This window comes from Sulfitobacter aestuariivivens (genome assembly GCF_014763045.1).
Taxonomy (GTDB): Bacteria; Pseudomonadota; Alphaproteobacteria; order Rhodobacterales; family Rhodobacteraceae; genus Sulfitobacter; species Sulfitobacter aestuariivivens.
Genome location: NZ_JACTAG010000001.1, coordinates 679197 through 702381, shown reverse-complemented (window position 1 = coordinate 702381; position 23185 = coordinate 679197). Strand labels below are relative to the sequence as shown.

At 59.8% G+C, this 23185-nt stretch carries 18 protein-coding genes; 10 read left to right on the top strand and 8 right to left on the bottom strand.

Annotated elements, in window-relative coordinates:
• Window positions 1–8: 8 nt before the first annotated feature.
• From H9Q16_RS03460 to H9Q16_RS03440, 5 genes are all read left to right on the top strand, one after another.
• Entirely contained in the window at window positions 9–1151 is a 1143-nt protein-coding gene (locus H9Q16_RS03460) for an acyl-CoA dehydrogenase family protein (RefSeq protein ID WP_191073963.1), read from the top strand.
• On the top strand, window positions 1148–2191 hold the full coding sequence (locus tag H9Q16_RS03455; protein WP_191073962.1) for an enoyl-CoA hydratase/isomerase family protein: 1044 nt from the start codon (window positions 1148–1150) through the stop codon (window positions 2189–2191). Before H9Q16_RS03460 ends, H9Q16_RS03455 begins: the two co-directional genes overlap by 4 nt.
• Window positions 2188–3063, top strand: a complete 876-nt coding sequence (gene mmsB / locus H9Q16_RS03450) for a 3-hydroxyisobutyrate dehydrogenase (RefSeq protein ID WP_191073961.1) — start codon at window positions 2188–2190, stop codon at window positions 3061–3063. The genes H9Q16_RS03455 and mmsB overlap by 4 nt, the downstream gene beginning before the upstream one ends.
• 67 nt (window positions 3064–3130) lie before the next feature.
• Window positions 3131–4468 (top strand): MmgE/PrpD family protein, encoded by a 1338-nt coding sequence (locus H9Q16_RS03445; RefSeq protein ID WP_191073960.1) that lies wholly within the window; start codon window positions 3131–3133, stop codon window positions 4466–4468.
• A gap of 83 nt (window positions 4469–4551) precedes the next feature.
• Window positions 4552–5556, top strand: coding sequence for a transketolase (locus H9Q16_RS03440; protein ID WP_191073959.1), 1005 nt, complete (start codon window positions 4552–4554; stop codon window positions 5554–5556).
• A gap of 27 nt (window positions 5557–5583) precedes the next feature.
• Here the strand turns inward: H9Q16_RS03440 and uvrA are convergent, their stop codons facing one another.
• The 8 genes from uvrA to H9Q16_RS03400 all read right to left on the bottom strand — a co-directional run bounded on the left by uvrA (window position 5584) and on the right by H9Q16_RS03400 (window position 18302).
• Complete coding sequence (gene uvrA / locus H9Q16_RS03435) at window positions 5584–8457, bottom strand: excinuclease ABC subunit UvrA (protein WP_191073958.1); 2874 nt, start codon at window positions 8455–8457, stop codon at window positions 5584–5586.
• 77 nt (window positions 8458–8534) lie between these two features.
• The gene (locus H9Q16_RS03430; RefSeq protein WP_191073957.1) at window positions 8535–9698 is read right to left on the bottom strand and encodes an MFS transporter; all 1164 of its coding nucleotides are present in this window, start codon (window positions 9696–9698) and stop codon (window positions 8535–8537) included.
• A 33-nt stretch (window positions 9699–9731) separates the two neighbouring features.
• Complete coding sequence (locus H9Q16_RS03425; protein ID WP_191073956.1) at window positions 9732–10295, bottom strand: methyltransferase domain-containing protein; 564 nt, start codon at window positions 10293–10295, stop codon at window positions 9732–9734.
• A 54-nt stretch (window positions 10296–10349) separates the two neighbouring features.
• Window positions 10350–11744: a dihydrolipoyl dehydrogenase gene (gene lpdA, locus H9Q16_RS03420; RefSeq protein WP_191073955.1), complete on the bottom strand. Its 1395-nt coding sequence runs from the start codon at window positions 11742–11744 to the stop codon at window positions 10350–10352.
• An 88-nt stretch (window positions 11745–11832) separates the two neighbouring features.
• Window positions 11833–12420: a DUF924 family protein gene (locus tag H9Q16_RS03415; RefSeq protein ID WP_191075144.1), complete on the bottom strand. Its 588-nt coding sequence runs from the start codon at window positions 12418–12420 to the stop codon at window positions 11833–11835.
• Window positions 12421–12525: 105 nt separating this feature from the next.
• Window positions 12526–13785, bottom strand: coding sequence for an MFS transporter (locus H9Q16_RS03410; protein ID WP_191073954.1), 1260 nt, complete (start codon window positions 13783–13785; stop codon window positions 12526–12528).
• An 85-nt stretch (window positions 13786–13870) separates the two neighbouring features.
• The gene (gene queA / locus H9Q16_RS03405) at window positions 13871–14923 is read right to left on the bottom strand and encodes a tRNA preQ1(34) S-adenosylmethionine ribosyltransferase-isomerase QueA (RefSeq protein WP_191073953.1); all 1053 of its coding nucleotides are present in this window, start codon (window positions 14921–14923) and stop codon (window positions 13871–13873) included.
• 10 nt (window positions 14924–14933) lie between these two features.
• A complete protein-coding gene (locus H9Q16_RS03400; protein ID WP_191073952.1) occupies window positions 14934–18302 on the bottom strand; it encodes a YhdP family protein in 3369 nt (1122 codons plus the stop codon).
• Window positions 18303–18397: 95 nt separating this feature from the next.
• On the opposite strand from H9Q16_RS03400, the gene H9Q16_RS03395 reads away from it, so the two are divergent.
• The 5 genes from H9Q16_RS03395 (at window position 18398) to H9Q16_RS03375 (ending at window position 23176) form a co-directional block, all read left to right on the top strand.
• A complete protein-coding gene (locus H9Q16_RS03395; RefSeq protein ID WP_191073951.1) occupies window positions 18398–18859 on the top strand; it encodes a peroxiredoxin in 462 nt (153 codons plus the stop codon).
• A 14-nt stretch (window positions 18860–18873) separates the two neighbouring features.
• A complete protein-coding gene (locus H9Q16_RS03390) occupies window positions 18874–19665 on the top strand; it encodes a ferritin-like domain-containing protein (protein ID WP_216859344.1) in 792 nt (263 codons plus the stop codon).
• A 198-nt stretch (window positions 19666–19863) separates the two neighbouring features.
• Window positions 19864–21192: a DUF5930 domain-containing protein gene (locus tag H9Q16_RS03385; protein ID WP_191073949.1), complete on the top strand. Its 1329-nt coding sequence runs from the start codon at window positions 19864–19866 to the stop codon at window positions 21190–21192.
• Window positions 21182–21703, top strand: a complete 522-nt coding sequence (locus H9Q16_RS03380; protein WP_191073948.1) for a bactofilin family protein — start codon at window positions 21182–21184, stop codon at window positions 21701–21703. Before H9Q16_RS03385 ends, H9Q16_RS03380 begins: the two co-directional genes overlap by 11 nt.
• 12 nt (window positions 21704–21715) lie before the next feature.
• Window positions 21716–23176 carry an MFS transporter gene (locus H9Q16_RS03375; RefSeq protein WP_191073947.1) on the top strand — a complete coding sequence of 487 codons (1461 nt, stop codon included), beginning with the start codon at window positions 21716–21718 and terminating at the stop codon, window positions 23174–23176.
• Window positions 23177–23185 lie beyond the last annotated feature (9 nt).

The following is a 23185-nucleotide window of genomic DNA, read 5'->3' as shown; positions in this document are numbered from 1 at the left end:
ACTGCCCCATGGATTTCGCACTGAGTGAAGAACAGACCGCCATCTTTGATATGGCCTATGGGTTCGGTCAGGAACATATCGCCCCTCATGCCCGCCAATGGGAAACAGAGGGCACCATCCCGAAATCATTCTGGCCAGAGGTCGGCGCACTGGGTTTTGGAGGCATTTATGTCTCAGAACAGGCCGGTGGCTCGGGCTTGTCCCGATTGGATGCAACGCTGATTTTCGAGGCCCTGTCCATGGCCTGCCCTTCAGTCGCCGCGTTCTTGTCCATTCACAATATGTGCGCGCGGATGATTGACAGTTTTGGCGATGACGCGCTGAAAGACAGGGTGCTGCCGGGTGTCTGCAGCATGGAGACATTCCTGAGCTACTGTCTGACAGAACCAGGATCTGGTTCTGATGCGGCGGCGCTGAAAACCAAGGCGGAGCGAACCAACGACGGATATCTGCTGACGGGCTCCAAGGCTTTCATCTCGGGCGGCGGTTATTCAGATGCCTATGTCACCATGGTGCGCACCGGCGATGAAGGACCTGGCGGTGTTTCCTGTGTGTTGGTTGAAGATGGATCGGACGGGCTGTCCTTTGGCGCCCTGGAAGACAAGATGGGCTGGCGCAGCCAACCCACAGCACAGGTGCAGTTCGACAATTGCGTTGTGCCCTCTGCCAATCTGGTGGGGGAAGAAGGCAAAGGCTTCAAATACGCGATGGCGGGACTTGATGGCGGTCGGTTGAACATTACGGCGTGTTCGATAGGCGCGGCACAAGCGGCGATGAAGACCACGATCGGATACATGGGCGACCGAAGCGCCTTTGGCAAAAAGATCGAAGATTTTCAGGGGCTTCAGTTTCGTCTTGCAGATATGGAAACCGACCTTCAGGCAGCCCGCGTGCTGCTTCGGCAAGCCGCCTGGAAACTGGATCAAGGCGCGCCAGATGCCACGCGGTTTTGCGCCATGGCCAAGAAGTTCGGGACCGAGGCCGGAAGCCGCATCGTGGATCAATGCCTGCAACTGCACGGCGGCTACGGCTATCTCGCAGACTACGGGATCGAAAAACTGGTACGCGACCTGCGCGTCCACCAAATTCTTGAAGGCACCAACGAGATCATGCGCGTGATCATTTCACGCGATATGATCAAGAACAAATGAGCGACATCAGCATCCGCAAGACCGGCCGCGCCGGTCGCATTACGCTGACACGCCCGAAAGCGCTCAATGCCATGACCTACGAGATGTGCCTGGCCATTGATGCCGCGTTTGATGCCTGGGCCAACGACGATGCTGTGGCGTTGATCATTCTGGATGCCGAAGGTGATCGGGCGTTTTGCTCTGGCGGGGATATTGCCGAACTGTATGAGACCGGTACAAACGGCGACTACGCCTATGGGCAAAAGTTTTGGGCGGATGAGTATCGCCTGAACCACAAGATTTTCACCTACCCAAAATCCGTCGTCTCGTTCTTGCAGGGATTTACCATGGGCGGCGGCGTGGGCATTGGCTGCCATGGCTCTCACCGGATTGTGGGCGAAAGCAGCCAGATTGCCATGCCGGAATGCGGCATCGGGTTGGTGCCGGATGTTGGTGGGTCTTACATGCTTGCCCAAGCGGCCGGATCGCTTGGTGCCTATATGGGGTGCACTGGCACCCGCATGAATGCGCAAGATGCCATTTATGCCGGTTTTGCAGACCTCTACATACCAGAGCTAAAGTGGCCAGAGGCGACCCAAGAGCTGGAAAAAAGCGGTGATGTAGATGTGCTGAACCCTTATCTGGAAACGCCGGAGGGCGGCCAATTGTCCGCACGGCAAGCGGCGGTGGATCGCTGCTTTGCGGGTCGTACGCTTGGCGAGGTCCTGACGGCGCTGGAATCGGAACACGACGCATTCGCTGCCGATACGCTGAAAAAGATGGGTCGCATGTGCCCCCTGTCGATGGCCTGCACCATCGAGATGATGCAGCGCCTGCGTGGCGGAGCTCCGGACATGACCCGCGCACTGGATCTTGAGTACCGCTTTACCTTCCGCGCCATGGAACACGGCGATTTTCTTGAAGGTATCCGGGCGGCAATCATCGATAAAGATCGCCAGCCAAGGTGGCAATACGCGGACATGAAGGTGCCTCAGGAAAAGGTGGCGCAGATGCTGCAGCCACTGGGAGAGCACGCACTGAAACTGGAGGGAACAGCATGAAGATCGGTTTTATCGGATTGGGCAACATGGGGGCCCCCATGGCTGCGAACCTTGCGGCGGCAGGCCACGACGTATCAGGCTATGACGTGGCCAGCACGACAGCACAGGGTGTCACAGTTGCCTCAGATATCGCAACGGCCGTCGACGGTGCAGAGGTTGTCATAACCATGCTGCCCAACGGGGCGATCCTGCGCGATGTGGCGGACAGCGCCCTGCCCCGCATGACCGCAGGCAGCCTGCTGATCGATTGCTCGACCGTCGATGTGGAAAGCGCGCGCGACACCGCATCACAGGCAGACGCTGCGGGCGTACTGTTCGTTGATGCGCCTGTCTCAGGCGGGATCGGCGGGGCCGCGGCGGGTACGTTGACCTTCATGGCGGGCGGCAGTGACAGTGCCTTTGAAAAAGCCGCGCCGCTGTTTGACATCATGGGGCAGAAGGCGGTGCATTGCGGTGACGCCGGCGCAGGTCAGGCCGCCAAAATCTGCAACAACATGATCCTCGGCGTCACAATGATTGCCACCTGCGAAGCCTTTGCCATGGCCGACAAACTGGGTCTGGACCGGCAAAAGATGTTCGATGTGGTCAGCACCTCGTCCGGTTATTCCTGGAGCATGAATGCCTACTGCCCGGCCCCCGGGGTCGGCCCGCAGTCCCCGGCCGACAACGACTACACCCCCGGTTTCGCCTCAGAACTGATGGTCAAAGACCTTGGGCTCAGCCAACAAGCGGCAGAAGGTGCCGACGCCGACACACCCATGGGCGCGCTGGCGCTGGCACTCTACAAGCAGTTCGTCGAAAACGAGGACGGGCTGGGCAAGGACTTTTCCGCCATGCTGCCCCGGTTTGAGGCGCGAAGCCGCGACACCTAAGGTCGCAAAAGGGCTATCGGACACAAGATAATCGCCTAAGCTGCGGGAAAACCAAAGGTACACCGCCATGGCGCCGGCTTTTCATGACTTTGCCCATACTCTGACCTCCGGTGACCTGCCCGAGGATGTCCTGCGCGTGCTCAGGCGGTCATTCACCGACACGATGGGCGTGGCCGCTGTGGCCTCCACCACCCAGATGGCCGACATCGCCCGGCGCGGGGCGCTGGCGCTGTTTGGGGTCGGTGGGGCGGGCGGATCCCGGATTTTGATGCACGGCGCCCGCGTCAGCCCAGCGGGGGCGGCCATGGCCGGGGCCTTTACCGTCGATGCCGTCGATGCACATGACGGCACATCACCTTGCAAGGGTCACGCCGGATCGGCTGTGTTCCCGGCCCTGCTTGCATTGACCGATGCGATGCCGGAACCCGTAAACGGAGCGGAATTTGCGACCCTGCTGGCCATCGCCTACGAGGTCAGCTACCGCGCCGGGCTGGCCCAGCACGCCACTTGCGCTGACTATCACACGTCGGGCGCATGGACAGCCGTGGGCGTGGCAACGGCCTGTGCGCGCGGCCTGGGTGCCACGCCGGAGCAGATCAGACATGCCGCTGGCATCGGCGAATACCACGGGCCGCGCAGCCAGATGATGCGCTGCATCGACCACCCGACCATGGTGCGCGATGGCGTGGGTTGGGGCGCGCCTTCCGGTGTGACGGCCGCCTATCTCGCCTGCGAAGGCTTCACCGGCGCCCCTGCCCTGACGTGCGAAGACGCGCCATCCTTCTGGGCCGATTTGGGCACCAACTGGCGGCTGGTCGAAGACACCCATTACAAGCCATATCCCTGTTGCCGCTGGGCCCATCCCAGCATGGACGCAGCAGCAGATCTGATGCGGGAACATGCCTTGCACCACACGGATGTCGCCGCAGTCGAGATCAAGACCTTCCACAACGCCACCCGGCTTGCAGGGCACAGCCCCGCCACGCCTGACGAATTCGCCTACTCCATCGCCTTTCCTGTCGCTGCACTTATCGTCAGGGGACAGGTCGGGGTTGCTGAATTGCACGAGGACACGCTGCGCGACCCCGACATTCAGCGCATCAGTTCAGCGACAACGCTCATTGACGATCCTCATCTGACATCCATCTCTGACGGCAAACGCTGGGCCGAGGTGTCACTCCTCCTGCAGGACGGCCGCCGCGTCAGCGCGGCGCCGCGCACCCCCCGGGGGGATGTCGATATGCCCCTTTCGGCAAATGACATCGAAGCAAAGTTTCACCTCTTTGCAGATCCCGTTCTGGGTGAGCCACGCGCGCAGGAGCTGGCCAGCCTGAGCGGCAACTTTGATCACCTGTCAGCCAGCGAATTTGCGCGGCTGCGCGATCTGTGCCTGTCGGCCCCTTAGGCCAAAACCCGCGTCCCTGCGATTGGAACCTCACGCCACTCTCAAGGGTTTCATTGGTATCGCCACTATTCAGGACAAGTACCATGAACAAGGCCATCGCTATTTTCACCACCTGTGGAGTGCTTATCGGCACCTCTGCGCATGCAGCTGTGTCACCACCGGCGCTGGGTAGTGTGCCAAACATGCGCGATGCGTCGATTACCTTCGCCGACCCGCAGATATCCGCGTTGGTCTGGCAGGCAAAGAACGACAAGGCAAAGGGCAACGGGAAAGCCAAGGCCGCCGGGCAAAAGAAGAAACCTCAAAAAGCCAGCAACAAGGCCAAAAACACCGGCAACAAGGCGCAGAAAAAGGAAAAGGCCAAAGTGGCCCCCGGCCAGGCCAAAAAACAAACGACCAATCAGGCCAACGCGTCGGCGCAGGACCGCGCCGTGAGAGTTGATCGCATGCTACGTAGCGAAGCGCCCGCCGACCGCGACATCCGTGGGCTTCTGGGCACTGCTAGCCTGCTTGCTCTGGCGCCGGGTGTGTCGATCGGCGAGGTGTCCGACAGCGAAATCATCACATACCGCAATTGCCCGCCCGGACTGGCGAAAAAGGACCCGCCTTGCGTCCCCCCGGGACTGGCAAAAAAGGGTGTCACCTACGATGAATGGGCCGGCTACGGGCAGCAGGATTGGGATCGGCTATGGCTTGATCGGCGATCCGGCTTGCTGAACACTGATGTACGTCCAACGCGGGATGGGCTGTTACTGCAGTCCGATCAGATCGCGGAGCTTTTCGGCCTGCCCACGGCCCCACGCGGTCAGCGTTACGCTGTGATCGACGGAATGCCGGTTCTGCTGGATGAGAACGATTATACCTCTCTCCTGCTTGTCAACGAACTGGCTCAGGTCACGCAGGTTGATCCCTTAACGACAATCGCCCCTACAGCCGCGCTCAATCAGACCGAACTGCAGCGGTTCTACCGTCTGCCACCACTGACACCTGGTGAAAACTATGCGGTTCTGAATGGTCAGATCGTGCGGCTTAGCGACAGCCAGTACGAGACATTGCAACTGATCAGGATCGCCCGCGCCATTCTCTAAGGGCTGCGACCTTGTGGCGGCAGAACCCTATTCCGCCGCCACTTTCGTACGCTTTTCCAGCATAGGCTTGAGATATCTCCCGGTGTAGCTTGCGTCTACTTCCGCAACTTGCTCGGGCGTGCCCGTCGCGACCACCTTGCCGCCACCATCGCCGCCTTCGGGACCGATATCGATGATATGGTCAGCCGTTTTGACAACGTCGAGGTTATGTTCGATCACAATTACAGAATTGCCCTGATCGACCAATTCATGCAACACTTCCAACAGCTTGCGAACATCCTCAAAGTGTAGACCTGTTGTCGGCTCATCCAGAATATAGAGCGTGCGACCCGTCGACCGCTTGCTCAACTCTTTTGACAGCTTTACCCGCTGCGCCTCGCCGCCCGAAAGGGTCGTCGCCTGCTGACCGACCTTGATATAGCCAAGACCCACCCGCATCAACGCGTCCATCTTTTCACGAATGGACGGCACGGCTGCAAAGAAGGCCTGCGCGTCCTCAACTGTCATGCCAAGGACGTCGGCGATGCTCTTGCCCTTGAACTTGATCTCAAGCGTTTCGCGGTTATATCGCGCGCCCTTGCAGGTTTCGCATTCAACATAGACGTCCGGCAAAAAGTGCATCTCGATCTTGATGACCCCGTCACCCTGACACGCCTCGCAGCGCCCACCCTTGACGTTGAAACTGAAGCGCCCGGGCTTGTAGCCGCGCGCCTTGGCCTCTGGCAGGCCAGCGAACCAGTCACGGATCGGGGTGAAGGCCCCGGTGTAAGTCGCTGGATTAGAACGCGGCGTTCGGCCAATCGGTCGTTGGTCAATGTCGATGACCTTGTCGAGATGTTCCAGCCCCTTGATGGTTTCACAAGGCGCAGGTGTTTGCCGCGCGCCGTTCAGGTTCATCGATGCCGTCTTGAACAAGGTTTCAATCGTCAGCGTGGATTTACCCCCGCCAGACACACCGGTAACGCAGACAAATTTGCCCAGCGGAAACTCCACCGTGACCTCTTGCAGGTTGTTACCAGTGGCCTTGACCACTTTCACGGCCTTCTTTTTCCCCTTCCGCCGGGTTGACGGTATCGGTATTTCCCGTTTGCCGACAAGGAATTGCCCCGTGATCGACGCGGCATCCGCCGCCACCTGATCCGGCGTGCCATGGCTGACAACCTGACCACCATGCACACCGGCGCCGGGACCAATGTCGAACACATAGTCCGCCTCGCGGATGGCTTCCTCGTCGTGCTCAACCACGATCACGGTGTTCCCCTGATCGCGCAGGTTCTTCAGCGTTTGCAACAAACGATCATTGTCGCGCTGATGCAGCCCGATAGAGGGTTCGTCGAGCACGTACAGCACCCCCGTCAGGCCCGACCCGATTTGCGAGGCCAATCGAATGCGCTGGCTTTCGCCGCCACTTAACGTGCCACTTGCGCGTGAGAGCGTAAGATATTCTAAACCCACATTATTCAAGAATCCCAAACGCTCTCTGATCTCCTTCAGAATGGCGCGCGCAATCTCATTGTTTTGGTCTGACAGATGCTGAGGCACCTCCTTGCACCAGTCATAGGCCTCACGAATTGACATCTGCACAACCTGGCCAACGTGCAGCAGATCCTTGCCGCTGCCGATCTTCACTGCCAGCGCTTCGGGCCTCAATCTAAATCCGTCGCAAGTGCCGCAGGGACGATTGTTCTGATAGCGTTCGAATTCTTCGCGGATCCAATTGCTGTCGGTCTCGCGATACCGGCGTTCCATATTGGGGATGACGCCTTCGAAAACGCGGGTCACTTCATAGACGCGCCCGCCTTCATCGTAGCGAAACTTGATCTCTTCCTTGCCGGACCCATACAGGAAAACCTGCTGTACTGTCTCGGGAAGGTCTTTCCATTTGGTGTTCTGGTTGAACTGGTAGTGCTTCGCAATCGCCTCAATCGTTTGCCGGAAATAGGGCGATTTGCCCTTGCGCCATGGTGCCAGCGCACCATCGTAAACCTTGAGGTTCTGATCCGGCACCACGAGGCGTTCGTCAAAAAACAACTCCACGCCCAATCCATCGCAGGACGGACACGCACCGAACGGAGCGTTGAAGGAAAACAATCGTGGCTCGATCTCGGAAATGGTGAAGCCACTGACAGGGCAGGCAAATTTTTCGGAAAATGTCGTACGCTCCGGTTCGCCCTCAGCGGGCGCGGTCTCAAGGATCGCGATCCCGTCTGCCAGATCAAGTGCCGTGCGCAGACTGTCGGCCAGCCGGGTTTCCAGCCCTTCGCGGATGACGATCCGGTCAACCACTACGTCAATGTCATGCCGAAATTTCTTGTCGAGAGTGGGCGGTTCATCCAGTTCGTAGAACGCACCATCAACCTTGACCCTCTGAAACCCCTGTTTTCTGAGCTCCAGAAATTCCTTGCGGTATTCGCCTTTCCGGTCACGGATAATCGGGGCAAGCAGATAGGCGCGCGTACCCTCCCCCATCGTCATGATCCGGTCGACCATGTCCTGCACTTGCTGCGCCTCGATCGGTTTGCCTGTCGCGGGGCTGTAGGGTGTCCCCACACGCGCAAACAGCAGACGCATGTAGTCGTAGATTTCCGTCACCGTTCCGACGGTCGACCGGGGGTTCTTGGACGTCGTCTTCTGTTCAATCGAAATGGCCGGGGATAATCCGCTGATGTGATCCACATCCGGCTTTTGCATCATGTCAAGGAATTGGCGCGCATAGGCCGACAACGATTCGACGTAGCGCCGTTGCCCCTCTGCATAAATCGTGTCGAACGCGAGGCTGGATTTGCCTGACCCGGAAAGCCCTGTGATCACAACAAGTTGGTCGCGCGGGATGTCTACATCAATGTTCTTCAGATTGTGCTCTCGCGCGCCCCGGACCTCGATATTTTTCAGCTCTGCCATCACATGCCCCTGTTAACGCTTTGTACATAGGTGGTGGCGCAGGATTCTCCAATGAAAAAATGAGAACAAAAAGTGAACTATGCCTGAGGGCGACGCAATCGTCCCAACCATAGGTGCACAATCAGCCCGCTTAGAAACGCGATACCCGCCAAGAGCGGCAGCGCGGTGTATCCCATACCCACCAGCGCGGCCGCCATGATCGGCGTGCCAATGGTGTTGCCGATGTTACCCATCTGAGCAAGCGCGCCATTGGCCTGTGCCTGCGTCGATGGGGTCTCGTTCAGCTGTGGCACCGCGGCAAAGCTCGCCCCCTGGATCAGCCCCATACTTGCCGCAAGCGCCAGACAGGCCAGCGGTGCCCCCGGGCTGGACCAAAGCCAAATGACGCAGAGAAACGACAAGGCAAAGCCACTCTCGACCACCCGCACGGCGCTGACATGGCGCAACATCCAAACGCCCAGGGTCATCGAACTGGCAATGCTCATCAGCGGCATTGCGCCCATGATCAGACCGCGTTGTTCGGGATCAATAAAGGGCGGTAGTACGGTCAGGATAGACACGAAGCTGAACGTGTAGAAGAGCCAGCCTGCCGCAGCCGCGGAAATGCGAGGGGAACGGTAGATTGTACCGTGATCCCGCAGGACTTGCCTCCAGGAAAACGGCTGCTGCGCCCCCTCCTCTGGCAGCGCCCGCAGGCGCGCGGACAGGTAAAGTGCGAAGACAGCCATATAGGCGGCATGCGCCATAAAAAGAGCTGGCACTCCCAAAGACAGCGCCAGCGGCCTGCCCGCCCAGGCCAACACCGCAAAGGCCACGCCAAAGAAGGTGCCCCATAATGTCAGTGTCAGCCCCCGGTCACGTGGCGCGCTGATCTGAGCGATCAGCGTCGGGGCCGCAACCACAATGGCAAGGTGGGATACCCCTTCAAGCATGCGGGCCGCCAGCATCAGGGGCAAGGCAGGCAACACCGCCTGAAACGCGGATACACCCGCCCCGATCCAGAGCGCACCCAGCAGGGCGCGCCGGTACCGGATACGGGCCACCAGAAGCCCCGCCGCGACACCAAAGAGGATGCCCACGAAACCCACCAGCGACACGATGAACCCAATGGCGGCCCCCGCATCGGGATAGACCTGCGGCAACAGATCAAAAATCACGCTTACCTTGCCGTATTGCGCCGCAGCGCCCAGCCCGGCACCCCACAGGGCGAAAATCAGCGCAAAGGGTGTTTTTTCAGACAAGGGATTGGCTTTCTTGCAGATCTCGCCTGCACCCTAAACCTTCTGCGCCAAAGCCCAAGCGCAGATCGGCATCATCGGATCGTTTTTAATGCTATCCGTCTTTTCGTCGTATTCCGGGGGCCACTCCTTTTCCATGTTGCGCAGCGCAACATGGCGGTTGCCCCACTGCTCCGAATGGATCGTTTCTTCCGGAAAGCCGCCTTCGATCAGCAGATTTTTCAACCCGCGCGCCGACCAGCGGGAATTGTCCTGAGGTGCAGCATGGAAGGGGACGAAAAACGGTACGGCCAACCAGAAGTGACCGCCGGTGCGCAGCATCTGGTAAACATGCCGCGTGGCCGCATAGGGGCGGTCAAGATGCTCCCAGACCTGGTTTGCCAGAACAAGGTCAAAGGTCCGCATCTCGCCGGTCACCTTGTCGCGGTATGGCCCTTCGCAGATGTCCCAGCGGGGATAGCGAAAGATGTCATAGCTTTTGAAATCGAACTCCCGGCCCCAATGGCCTGAAACCTCTGCAACCTCCAGATCTTTCGGCCCCAAAGCCTTAATGATCCGGCGGCTGGCGGGCTGCATGACAACGCGATTGATGCTGACCATATGCAACTTATGGCAGAGTGCCGCATACCCGTCCAGCCCGTCCAGTTCACCAAGCTACATGTGGATCACGCGCCCGTAGGCATCCAGCACGGCCTCATGCATCATCTCGCTCAATGTGGGATGCGGGAAAACGGTGTTCATCAGGTCTTCTTCGGTGGTCTCCAACTGGCGCCCAACCACATATCCCTGAATCAGCTCAGTCACTTCCGCGCCGACCATATGCGCGCCCAGCAATTCACCGGTTTTGGCATCAAAAATGGTCTTGATCATGCCGCTCTCTTCTCCAAGAGCGATGGCTTTGCCGTTCCCGATAAAAGGGAAACGCCCGACCTTGATCTCGTACCCCAGTTCCTTGGCCTTGGCTTCGGAATAGCCGACCGATGCCACTTGCGGATGGCAATAGGTACATCCCGCGATACTTTCGGGTTTCACCGGGTGCGCGTGTTTGCCTCCAATCAGATCGGCGACCATCACACCCTCGTGCGATGCTTTGTGGGCCAGCCAGGGCGCGCCCGCGATATCGCCAATGGCATAAAGCCCATCAACACCGGTCCGACAGAATTCATCGGTGACCACATGGGTGCGATCAACCTTCACGCCCAGTTCCTCCAGACCAAGGTTCTCGACGTTCCCGACAATGCCGACGGCCGAAATAACCGTATCAAAATCCTGTTTTTCGACTTTGCCGCCGACCTCGATATGCGCTGTCACCTTGTCCTTGCCGCGATCCAACTGTTTGACCATGGCCTTTTGCATGATCTTCATGCCCTGCTTTTCAAAGGCTTTCTTGGCAAAGGCGGAAATCTCTTCGTCCTCGACCGGGAGCACACGGTCCATGACCTCGACCACCGTCGTGTCGGCCCCCAGCGTGTTGTAAAAGCTGGCAAATTCGATGCCAATGGCCCCCGACCCGATCACCAGCAGCTTCTTGGGCTCATGCGGCGGCTGCAACGCGTGTTTGTAGGTCCAGACACGCTTGCCATCTGCCTCAAGCCCCGGCAACTCGCGCGCACGGGCACCCGTGGCCAGCACGATGTTCTTGGCGGTCAGGTCTTCGGTGCCCTTGTCCGTCTTGACCGTGACCTTGCCCTTGGCGGGGATCGTCGCCTCGCCCATGACAACGGTGATCTTATTCTTCTTCATCAAATGGCCGATGCCGCCCGACAACTGCCCCGCGACCTTGCGCGACCGTTTCACCACGGCGTCCAGATCATAGCCGATGTTGTCAGCTTTAAGACCGAATTCCTTGGCGCGATGCATCAGGTGGAACACTTCGGAAGACCGCAAAAGCGCCTTGGTCGGGATACAGCCCCAGTTCAGACAAATGCCGCCCAGATGCTCCCGCTCCACGATCGCGACATTCATGCCCAACTGGGCACCCCGGATAGCGGCGACATAGCCGCCCGGCCCCGCCCCGATGACAATCAGATCAAAGGATTTAGCAGCCATGAAGTGCCCCCTACAGTCACGGTAATTGGTTTACCGTTAAACTATAGTGGACCCGTTCGGAAGGGCGAGGGGTTTTTTCGCAACCCTGCTATGCAGCTTGCGTCGCCGCCTGAAGGCTGCGCACGGTCAGCCCATACCCGCCCCCTTCGACATAAGCCTTTTCAAGCGCGGTCGTTTCGCGTGCAAGCGCATCGTTGCGATAGGGAAAACGCCCGAACTGACGGATAACTTCGCGATGTGCCCGAGCATGCAGAAGGTTGTTCTCGCGGCTTTCGGGCATCCGCTCGCACATCAGCCTCACGCAGCGGTCCTGATCACACAAGTTCTCTGAATGCATCAGCGGCATATAGAAGAACTGGCGCGCGGGTTCATCTATCTTCATGTCCCAGCCGCGTTCGATGGCCTGCTTTGCCGCTGCCAGGGCAGCCCTGTCCGAGGCGAAAGCCTTGCCGGTCCCCCGGAACATATTGCGCGGGAATTGATCCATCAGGACGATGTAGGCCAGCGCCCCGGTCGGATAGGTCAACCAGAGAGAAAAAGTGCCGTCACATGCCGCCTCCCAGGTGGACTGGAATGTGTCGCGGATCTGCTGATCCAGGTCGTCGGAGGAGTCATACCATCCCTTTGGTCCGATCTCATCCAGCCAGAAATTCAGTATCTCTTCGGGGCCTGCCATGCTGCGTTCCTTTTTCATGTGCTTGCACGCAATAATTCAACGTTATGACGGGTTTGGCGCCAATGCCTACTCACGATTTGTATCCGTATGATACAGTTAGCGCTCTCATTGTGATTGCTCGTCCTCAAGTTCGGCCTCAATGGCATATTCCTGAGCGTATTCAACGGCTGTAGAGGTCGCCGAAGGGTAGATCGGCACGTAATTGCCGGTCTCCTCCACTGGCACGGAAGGACGACGGGTTGACCGCCAAGCCGCATAGGCGGCAAGGGCCGCGAAAAGGATCGTCGTGAAGAGGTAAAAGCCCGGCGGGCCCAGCGCAGTCCCCATCAGCCAGCCGGTGATGATGGGCCCCAGAATGGCGCCTAAGCCATTGATAAACACCATCCCGCCCGAAGCGGCGGCCATATCCTCATGCTCGAGAAAATCGTTGGTATGGGCAATCAGCAGTGAATAAAGCGGGTTCGACATTCCCCCCATCACGAAGGCAGACACCAGCAGCAGGATATAGTTCTGTCCCAGCACCATGCCCAGCACGGACCCGGCGCCGCCTATTGCCGATACAAAGACGATCAGCGTGCGTCGGTCCATACGGTCCGAAATCCAGCCAATGGGATATTGCAGGATCACAGCCCCGACAAAGAACATCGCCACATAGAGTGAGATTTGCGCAACACTCAGTCCCGCTTCGGCACCATAAACCGCCGCCATGCCAAATTGCGCGGCAAAGACACCGCCCAACAAAAACATGCCGACAGACCCAAGCGGCGAAAACCGCACCAATTCGCGCAGGCTCATGGGTTTTGTGGCATCAAACGCAGGTGTCGGGCTGATTGACAGCAGGATCGGTGTGACCGCGATGCTGACCAAGACGGACGGAATGACAAAAAGGATAAACCCCGAAGGGTCCGCCGTCAGAAGCAGCGCCTGTGCCAGCACGATGCCCAGTGTCTGCACGATCATATAAAGCGACAGCGCCTGACCGCGATTGGAATTGTCCGCCGCATTGTTCAACCAGCTTTCAGCGGTCACATAGACTGCAGAAAAACAGAATCCGATCAGCACCCGGCCCAGCGACCAGATCACCACATTCGGAAACGTCGGATACAGGATCATCACCGCCGAGATCAGCGATGCCAATGCTGCGAAGACGCGGACGTGCCCCACGCGCCGGATCATGCCCGGCGCCATGCGGGATCCACCCAGGAAACCCACAAAGTACGCTGACATGACAATCGACATCTCGAAGGTCGAGAAATCCTCGATCGCACCCCGGATGCCCAGCAACGTGCCCTGCATCCCGTTGCCCACCATCAGCAACCCCATGCCCAGCAACAGGGCCCAAGCGCTGGAAAGTACCTGAATCATCGATCGTCTCCGAATGGGGCCTCACTCACCCCTGAAGGTTTCGTTTAGCTGCGTCAGCGCAACGCGCGACAAAATCGTGCCGCTTTCAGGCTTGGGGCAGCAAAAGGGATGCGTCCCCATAGGAAAAGAACCGATATTTCTGTTCAATTGCGTGGGAATAGATGTCGCGAATGCCCTGCACCCCCATCAACGCCGAGACCAGCATCATCAACGTCGACTTGGGCAGGTGAAAATTGGTCATCAGCCCATCGGCGACATTGAAGGAAAATCCGGGCGTGATGAAAATATCGGTGTCGCCTTCCCATGCCGTGATCATGCCACTCCGTGCCGCCGTTTCGATCAGCCGCAGCGCCGTGGTGCCAACAGGGATGATCCGCCCGCCTGCGGCCTTGGTCTCGGCAATCTCTGACGCAGCCTGCGCGCTGACCTTGCCCCATTCGGCGTGCATCTTGTGATCCGCGATATCGTCCACCTTCACTGGCAAAAAGGTGCCCGCCCCCACATGCAATGTCACGTGGGTAAAGGCCACGCCCTTTTCTGACAGTGCCTGCAAAAGAGCATCATCAAAGTGCAGCGAGGCTGTCGGGGCAGCGACCGCGCCCGCATTGCGGGCAAATACCGTTTGATAATCCGTCGCATCCTGCGCATCTGCAGGCCGTTTGGACGCGATATAAGGTGGCAGTGGCATGGCCCCCGCAGCGTTAAGCGCTGCATCAAAATCATCACCAGCACAGTTGAACCGCAGATGGCCCTGACCCTCTGCCGTCCCTTCAAGCGTCGCGTTTAAATCCTCGGAAAAGACAACCTGTTCCCCTAGTCTCAGCTTGCGCAGAGGTTTGATGAGCGCGGCCCAGGTGCCATCGCCGCGCGGCTCAAGCAACGTGATCTCGATCTTCGCCTGCACATGCCCTTGCGCGCTGTCGCGGTGCCGAACACCCGTCAGGCGCGCCGGGATCACCTTGGTATCGTTCAGAACCAGACGATCGCCGGGGTTCAGCCAATCCACCAGATCCGCTACCCGACCATCGTGCAACGAAGCGCCTTGTGCCACCAGCATCCGCGCAGCAGAACGCGGCACGGCGGGACGCGTGGCGATAAGGTGCTCAGGCAGGTCAAAATCAAAATCGGAGAGTTTCATGGGCCGCGCCCTAACGCCCTATGTATTCCCGCACAACCGGTTTATCTTGCTGCGGCTCCGGTGTCGGCAGGGTCGTGCCCGCGATGCCCTCAACCTCGGGCACCTTGGGCGGCGGCGCGCGGAACAGGTCGCGGAACATCCCGGGCGTCAGGGCCGACAGCGGGTTGACCGACACGGCAGGTTGCTTGGCCGGTCCGGTCAGGCTGTAGTTGAAACCAATCAAACCCTCGCCCGGGCGTGTCAGGATCGCGCCGATACCATTCAGCAGATAGACCGGGGAAATCACACCCTGCATGCTCATGTTCCCCGATTGCAGGCCATAGACACCATCCATCGACAGCCCCATCGACGCCCCGACCGCACTGCCCTTGGTCAGGGTAATGCGGTCCGACGTCAGGCGAAAATCGCCCTCGACGTCTTCGAAATAAATGCCGTCTCCATTCAGCTCATTGATCAAACCGATTACGGAGATCGCATTCAGCAAAGCAGCGATTCCCGGTGCGTCCTTGATCCGCACGGCCTTGGCCGTCACGCGACCATCAAATGCCCCCCCTGAGCCTACTGGCAACAGCGTCAGCGACAAATCACCCCCGACCACCTGCTGCAGCAATCCTGCTGAGCGCAGCACACCGCCCGCATCGGCAGATGTGATCCGCACCGCGCTGCGCCCGTTCTGCGGCACGACGCTGCCCCGCACTTGGGTGCCACCATTGAGGCGCGCCTCAAAACTGCCGTCCAGGCCGCCTGCCGTCGCAAAACGTCCACGCATGCCGGTCAGCGCAATCGTGTCGGTGATCTGCAACCGATCCAATGCGACATCCATCGGCGGACCGGGGGGCCCGCTGGATTGTGACGCACCGAAATTCGCGCGGCGCAGGTCCAGACGTCCACCGCGCAGGTTGACCTTGACGGCCTTGCCGGTGCCCTGCCCCACAAGATCAAGCGGCACATCCAGCCAGTTGCCAACCTGCACCTGATCAAACCGGATGCGGTCCAGCCCGCCACCGGGTCTCAACGCGACACTGCCCTTGGCCGATAGCCCCTGACCGGATACTTCCAGTGTGTCGATCTGCGGCGTGTCTCCCAGCGTACCGGATACCTGCAATCGTCCGCTCGCCCCGGCGGGTTTGTTCCAGGACACCTCAGGCACACGCACCCGGATGCCGCGCAGATCTGACCCAAGGGCGAATTTCGGTGGCGCACCGCGCGCCAGATCTAGCGCCAGACGCGCGCTGCCTTCGCCTGAAATCATGCCATCCGGAAGGGCGATATCAAATGTATCAAGCGCCCGCTGGTTCAGGCGGACCTCGCCCCGCAGCGTGCTTTGCGCAGCCGCCTGTCCGATAGGCTGGGCAAAGGTGCCGTCGAACGCCACACCATCCAGTGCGCCCTTGCCGGTCAGGATCAGGTTTTCGGGATCGACTTCGATCCGCAACCGATCCGATGTCAACGTTCGATCCTTGACCAGTGTCGTGTTTGTCAGCCCCCGCAGCGTGCCGTCAAAATAATAGGTGATATCTTTTGGTTCGGTCCCCCGACGCAACGGCAGCGAAACTGTCCCGCTTAGATCTGCTCGACCATCGACCAGTGTGACCGGCAACTTCGCTTTTTCCATGACACTTAGCGGGGCGACGTCGATCAGCGACAAAACTGCCGTGACCGTCGACCGTGTCTCCAGCCGGATCACCGCCGGGACGCCATCCCTGACCGCGACATCCGGCAGGATAAAAGATGACCCGCGCGCATCTATCCGCCCGCCCTGAGGTGCGGTGACCCCCCCCTCATCCACTGTGATGACAAGTCGGTTGTCGATCAGGCTGAAATGCCCCTGCCCCCCGGTGATGGGCGGCATATTTTTCATGAATTTGACCTCGGCCTCGCGGTAATCAAAGGCCACGTAGGTGTGGGGCCGCTCCTCCGGTTGCAGGCGCAAGGCCAGATCAATGTTCTCGACCTTGCCTTGTTTGAGATTCTCTACAAGCCAGCTTCGGGTTTTCGGGATCAGCCTGTCTGGCCAGAGCGCCAGCAGGCGATCCGGCGTGATTGCATCCATCCGGCCATCCACTGCCACGTGCCATCCATCGCTGTCCGCTTCCAGATTCCCATCGATATGCAGGGTCTTTCCCTCGTCGGTGATTTGCAGCCGCCCCAATTTGACCCGGAAAGGATCGAGTTTAAGCTGAAAGTCGACATCAGCCTCAGCCAATGCGATGGGTTCAGGGTAAAGGTCGCGCGGGTTGGCCGTCATCTCGCGCAGACTGAACTGACCGACCAGTTCACCAAACCCGGCGCCATGGCCCAATTCGGTTAACATCGCCGTGCCGCTGGCCTGACCGCTGACCCATTTGCTTTGCACCGACAATTCGTCAAAGCGCAACAGCCCCTCGGCGGGATCATAGCTGAAGTAACTGCGCGCGCCCTCAAAGGGGATCGGTTGCGTCTGCGGATTGGGCTGCACGGCACCGGCATCAATCTGCAGCGTGGCATAGAGGGGGCCAAAAGTGCCGGATGGCTCAAGACTGGAACGGACCGAGCCAGAGATGGGAGCCTGCAAAACCCCTAACCAGGCAAACGCAGGCCCCTGTGCCGCGATGTCCTGCGCGGGAACACCGTCGAAACTGACACCAAAGGTGGCCGCCGTATCCCCGATGACGCTGGAATAATTTGCCGCGAGGGTCGCCGCCCCTGCGCCGCCGCTCAGCACGGCGAGATCAGCGGACAGCGCCAGGTTATCCTCGTCACGGGTCAGCCGCATCCGCCCGCCATCCACGATCCAAAAGCGATCCGCCCTGCTGTCCTCGTAGCGGAGCGTCAGCGCGCGGATATCCACGTTGGAAAGGCCTCGCAACGACGGGGTTTCCAAAATTTCGTCAACCTGACCAATGAGCTGAGGCAAGGTTGCCGCCTGTCGCGCAGGGGCAGCGGTGCCGGATGACGCCGTCAACGATACACTGCCATCCGCGCCGCGATTGAGCGTCGCAAAGATGCCCGAAAGCGCGATCTCACGTGGTTGAACCACCCCTTCCAGCAACGGGCGCAACGCAAAGCTCGCCTTGATCTCAGAGAAGCTCACGATCTCGACACTGTCTGTGGTCGACACAGCGACATCGCGCAGGCGCACCCGAGGCACCCAGCCTTCGTCCATGACAAATACCATCTCGCCAAAGGTCACCCGGGCCAGCGGCAGTTCCTCTGCAATGCGCGCTTCGATCCGGGATTGCACCCAATCGGGGGCCTTGATGGGCCGGGTCGTGACATAAAATCCAAGCCCCGCAACCACAAGAAGGGCCACCATGAGCACGCCGATGCCCAAAACGGCCAACCGCCGCGCGAAACTGCGCTTTGGCTTGCTCTGTGGTTCTGGTGCGGCGTCGCTCATTCTGCCTCGGAAGACCTTCGGTCGCTTTGACTTTGTCGGCTCAGCGCTAGTATGTCAGGCCTGACCCGCCCCTCCAACCAAATAGGATGTGATCCATGCCAGAGATTTCTCAACCCGCCCCCGATTTTACAATGCCCGTGACCGGAGGAGGTGACGTGACCCTGTCGGATCTGAAGGGTCACAAGGTGGTGCTATATTTCTATCCGCGCGATGACACACCGGGTTGCACCAAGGAAGCGATCGGATTTTCCGAACATCTGGATGCTTTCGCAGACGCCGGTGCAAAGGTCTTTGGTATCTCCCGCGACACAATGGCCAAGCACGACAAATTCACGGCCAAACATGACCTGACCGTGCCGCTGTTGACGGACGAAGACGGAACCGTCTGCGAGGCCTATGGTGTCTGGGTTGAAAAGAACATGTACGGCAAAAAGAGCATGGGCATCGAACGCGCAACGTATCTGATCGATGATGAAGGCAATATCGCGCAGATCTGGCGCAAGGTGAAAGTGCCGGGCCACGTCGAAGAGGTGCTGGATGCGGTTCGCGCCGCGTGAAACCGCTCGCTGAGATGGCCGACGCGGTCTTGCGCTGCGCCGATGGTCGCGAAAAGACGGCACTGTCACGTGGCTTTGCTGCCCGTTGGCAGGCTGCGCGCAAAGCAGGCGAAACGCCTCAGATCGGCACTGCCAGCCCGCCCCTGCATCCGGCCCGGCCGGACGCGCCCGAGTTGCTCAGCCCACGGGATGTGCCACGCCGCAGACCCGGCACGCCAGAAGGCAGGATCGCGCTTTTGCATGCCGTCGCACATATCGAGCTGAACGCGGTTGACCTGCACTGGGATATCATCGCGCGCTTTACCGATACGAAACTGCCGATGGGATTCTATGACGACTGGGTCAAGGCGGCTGATGAGGAATCCAAGCATTTCAACCTGATGTGCGACTGTCTTGAGGCAGCTGGCAGTTTTTACGGCGCGCTGCCTGCCCACGCAGGTATGTGGCGGGCCGCCGAAGACACCGTTGACGATCTGATGGGTCGGCTGGCCGTGGTACCCATGGTGCTTGAAGCGCGCGGGCTGGATGTGACACCTGGCATGATCGAGGTATTCAAGCGCGCAAAAGACAGCGGCGTCGTGGCGGCGCTGGAAACCATCTATGCAGAAGAGGTCGCCCACGTCGCCTATGGCAGCAAGTGGTTCCATTTTCTGTGTGGGCGTTTTGACGAGGACCCGAAGGAACGGTTTCACGCCCTTGTACGGCACTACTTCCACGGTGACCTCAAGCCCCCGTTCAACGAAGAAAAGCGCGCCGAAGCTGGCATTCCGCCAGATTTCTACTGGCCGTTGACGGCGCAGGACTGAGCGCGGACTTCGCGTCCCGACACCGCGACTCGGGTCGGCGGATTATTGCCCATGTGGCCCAATAGCGACCAAACCCCGCCTGTCCGACAGCAGCAGGGTTGCCCACAAGAGACCCACTGGCTAAGCACGGCAGGCGCAAGCATTCTTCGGGGAGGAGCGGCTTGCCAGGGAAGATGAAGAACAGGGTGAGGAATATACGTGCGCACAAGGCTTGCGATAAAAGTTCATGCGATCATGGAGCACTACTTCCCGGAGCGCCGGGTTTTTCTGAAATCTGACAACGACACCCGTTTCATCCGCCTGCGACCCGAAACGCAGGTGATTGCTTTTGCAGGATCCGCGTTGCTGGTGGCTTGGGCGATCGTGGCGACCGCGATCATCCTGATGGACAGCATCGGATCGGGCAATTTTCGGGAACAGGCCAAGCGCGATCAGCGCACCTATCAGGCACGCCTGAACGATCTTTCTGCCCAACGCGACACCCGTGCCGAAGAAGCGCTGGCCGCTCAAAACCGTTTCAACGCCGCGCTGAAACAGATCTCTGTGATGCAGTCCGAACTGCTTGAATCAGAGACCCGCCGGCTTGAGCTTGAGACGGGGATCGAAGTCATCCAGACCACTTTGCGGGACACGATGAAAGAACGCAAAGAAGCACGCCAGCAGGTCGCAGCCTTGGAAGGCTCGCTTGAGGAAGGCGGAGTAGAACTGGTGCGCACCGCAAGTTCAAATGCACCTGTCGATTTTCTGGCCGAAGCGCTTGCGCGCACTGCCGCTGAACGGGATCAGGTCATTGCTGATGCGCAAACCGCCCTGCTTGAGGCCGACGAAATGGCGCAGCGCATTGAGCTGATGCAGGATCAGAACGATACGATCTTCCGCCAGCTGGAAGAGGCGATGACTGTTTCAGTCGCGCCACTCGACAAGATGTTCCGCAACGCCGGGATGCCCACCGATCGCATCCTTGAAACCGTCCGACGTGGATATTCCGGCCAGGGTGGCCCGATGTCTCCGCTGAGCTTTTCAACGCGGGGCGAGCCCCCCACGGGCGATACGTTGCGTGCCAACCGGTTGCTGAACCAGATGGACCGCCTGAATCTCTACCGCATTGCAGCCCAAAAGGCGCCCTTCGCAACGCCGGTCAAAAGTTCGTTCCGCTTTACCAGCCCCTTCGGGTATCGGCGCGATCCCAAGACGGGCGGCCGTCGGATGCATTCAGGCGTTGATTTCGCCGCCAGCAGCGGGACGCCGCTTTACGCGACTGCAGACGGTGTTGTGACCCACGCCGGCTGGCAATCAGGATATGGTAGGCTCGTCAAAATCCAGCATGAATTTGGCATTGAGACCCGATATGCGCACCTGTCGCGACTGCGCGTTAAAGTGGGTGAAAGGGTCTCGCGCGGGGAACGTATTGGTGATATGGGAGCCTCTGGACGTGTCACCGGCGTACATCTGCACTACGAAGTTCGGGTCGGTGGCAAAGCTGTGAACCCGATGATCTATATCAAGGCTGCAAACGATGTTTTCTAAAAGCAAAATCAACGATCCTTCGTCGTCTTCCGAAGACGGCACTTCCCGGCCCGCAACACCCGCGGCGTCTTCTTCCACGCCCTCATCGTCCGCACCTGCGGCACCGGCGCAGAATGAATTCAAGGCCAGCGCGCCCAAGGCGAAACCGCCTGCCTCGCTGCTGTCTCCCGACCTGCATGTCACAGGCAACATGAAGACGACCGGCGACATCAATGTCGAAGGCACCGTCGAAGGTGACATCCGGGCGCATCTCCTCACCATCGGCGAGAGCGCCACCATCAAGGGCGAAGTCACTGCCGATGACGTGGTCATCAATGGCCGTATCGTGGGCCGCGTGCGCGGCCTCAAGGTGCGCCTGACATCGACCGCGCGGGTCGAGGGCGACATCATCCATAAAACCATCGCGATCGAAAGCGGCGCGCATTTCGAAGGCTCCGTTCAGCGTCAGGACGACCCGCTGAACCCCGGTGCGAAGTCAGCACCGGTGCAAAAGCCGAACCCAGCGTCCTAAGACGCCGGACCGATGACAGATGAACGGGCGTCGCAGGGTGCTGCGGCGCCTGTTTTTCGTGAAAGCTTCTGTGCACCCGCGGCGCGTCCTTATGTATTGATGGCGGCAATCCTCGCGTCGGCGCTGGGATTTATCGACAGCTTTGTTGTGTCGATCGCCCTGCCCGCCATGCGGCTGTCGCTGGATGCGTCGCTGGTGCAGGGACAGTGGTTTCACAATGCCTATATGCTGACCCTCGCAGCCCTCATTCTGGTCGGGGGCGCGCTGGGTGACCGGATCGGGTTGGCACGGGCCTTTGGCGCGGGTATCGCGCTTTTTGTCGTCGCCTCATGCGCATGCGCGTTGGCCCCGACGCCCGCAGTCATGATCCTTGCGCGCACCATTCAGGGGATCGGGGCTGCGGTCATGGTGCCAGGATCGCTGGCAATCATCGCGCGTGCCTACCCGGCCGAGGAGCGCGGGCGCGCCATCGGCATCTGGGCGGCAGCTTCGGCGCTTACCACGGCACTGGGGCCGATACTCGGGGGGCTGCTGCTTACTTTCGGCACGGAAAACACCTGGCGCATCATCTTTGCGATCAACCTGCCGCTTGGGGCGCTCGCGCTTTGGATGCTCTGGGCGAAAGTAGGCCGGGACACCGCGGGTGGTGCAGCACGGATCGATCTGCCCGGGGCAACACTCGCCACGGCGGGGCTGCTTGCCATGGCGTGGGGGCTGACCCAGCTTGGCCACGAGGACGGCAACTGCACGGTATGGATTGCGCTTGGCGTCGCGACCCTCGCGCTTTTTCTCTGGGCACAGGCGCGCAGTTCACATCCAATGATGCCCCTGACGCTATTCGAAAGCCCCGCGTTTTCAGCCGCTAATGCGATGTCCTTCACGCTCTACGCAGCATTGGGGATGGTATTTTTCTTTATGCCCATGACCTTCATCGCCGGCTGGGGCTATTCCGAGATCGAAGCCTCCGCCCCCTTTGCCCCGATGTCCATCTTCATTGCGCTGTTGTCTTCGCGCGCCGGGCGCTTGGCTGACAAGATCGGACCTGCCCCACTGCTCATTGTCGGGAGCCTTCTGACCGGGCTGGGATATTTTGCGATGGGATGGCTGGCGCCCGCGCAGGATCTGTGGCGGCACATTGTGCCTGCCATGTGCGTGGTCGGTATCGGCATGGCCTTGGTCGTCGCCCCCCTGTCAACGGTCGTGATGGGCGCGGTGAGCGAGGCCCAGTCCGGCATCGCGTCAGGTGTGAACAACGCCATCAGCCGCATGGCGGGCCTGATCTCGGTCGCGGCCACCGGGGGGCTGGTGAGCCTGCTCTACACAAGCAACGGTGGCATTGCGAGCTTTGGTATCCCATCAGACGCGCCGGGCCATTCCGAGGCGATGAATGCGGCCTTTGCCGGCGTGGTCTACGTGGCAGCAGGGCTCAGCGCGCTCACAGCGATCATTGGCATGCTGTTTCTCAGGAAATAACTCCGATCC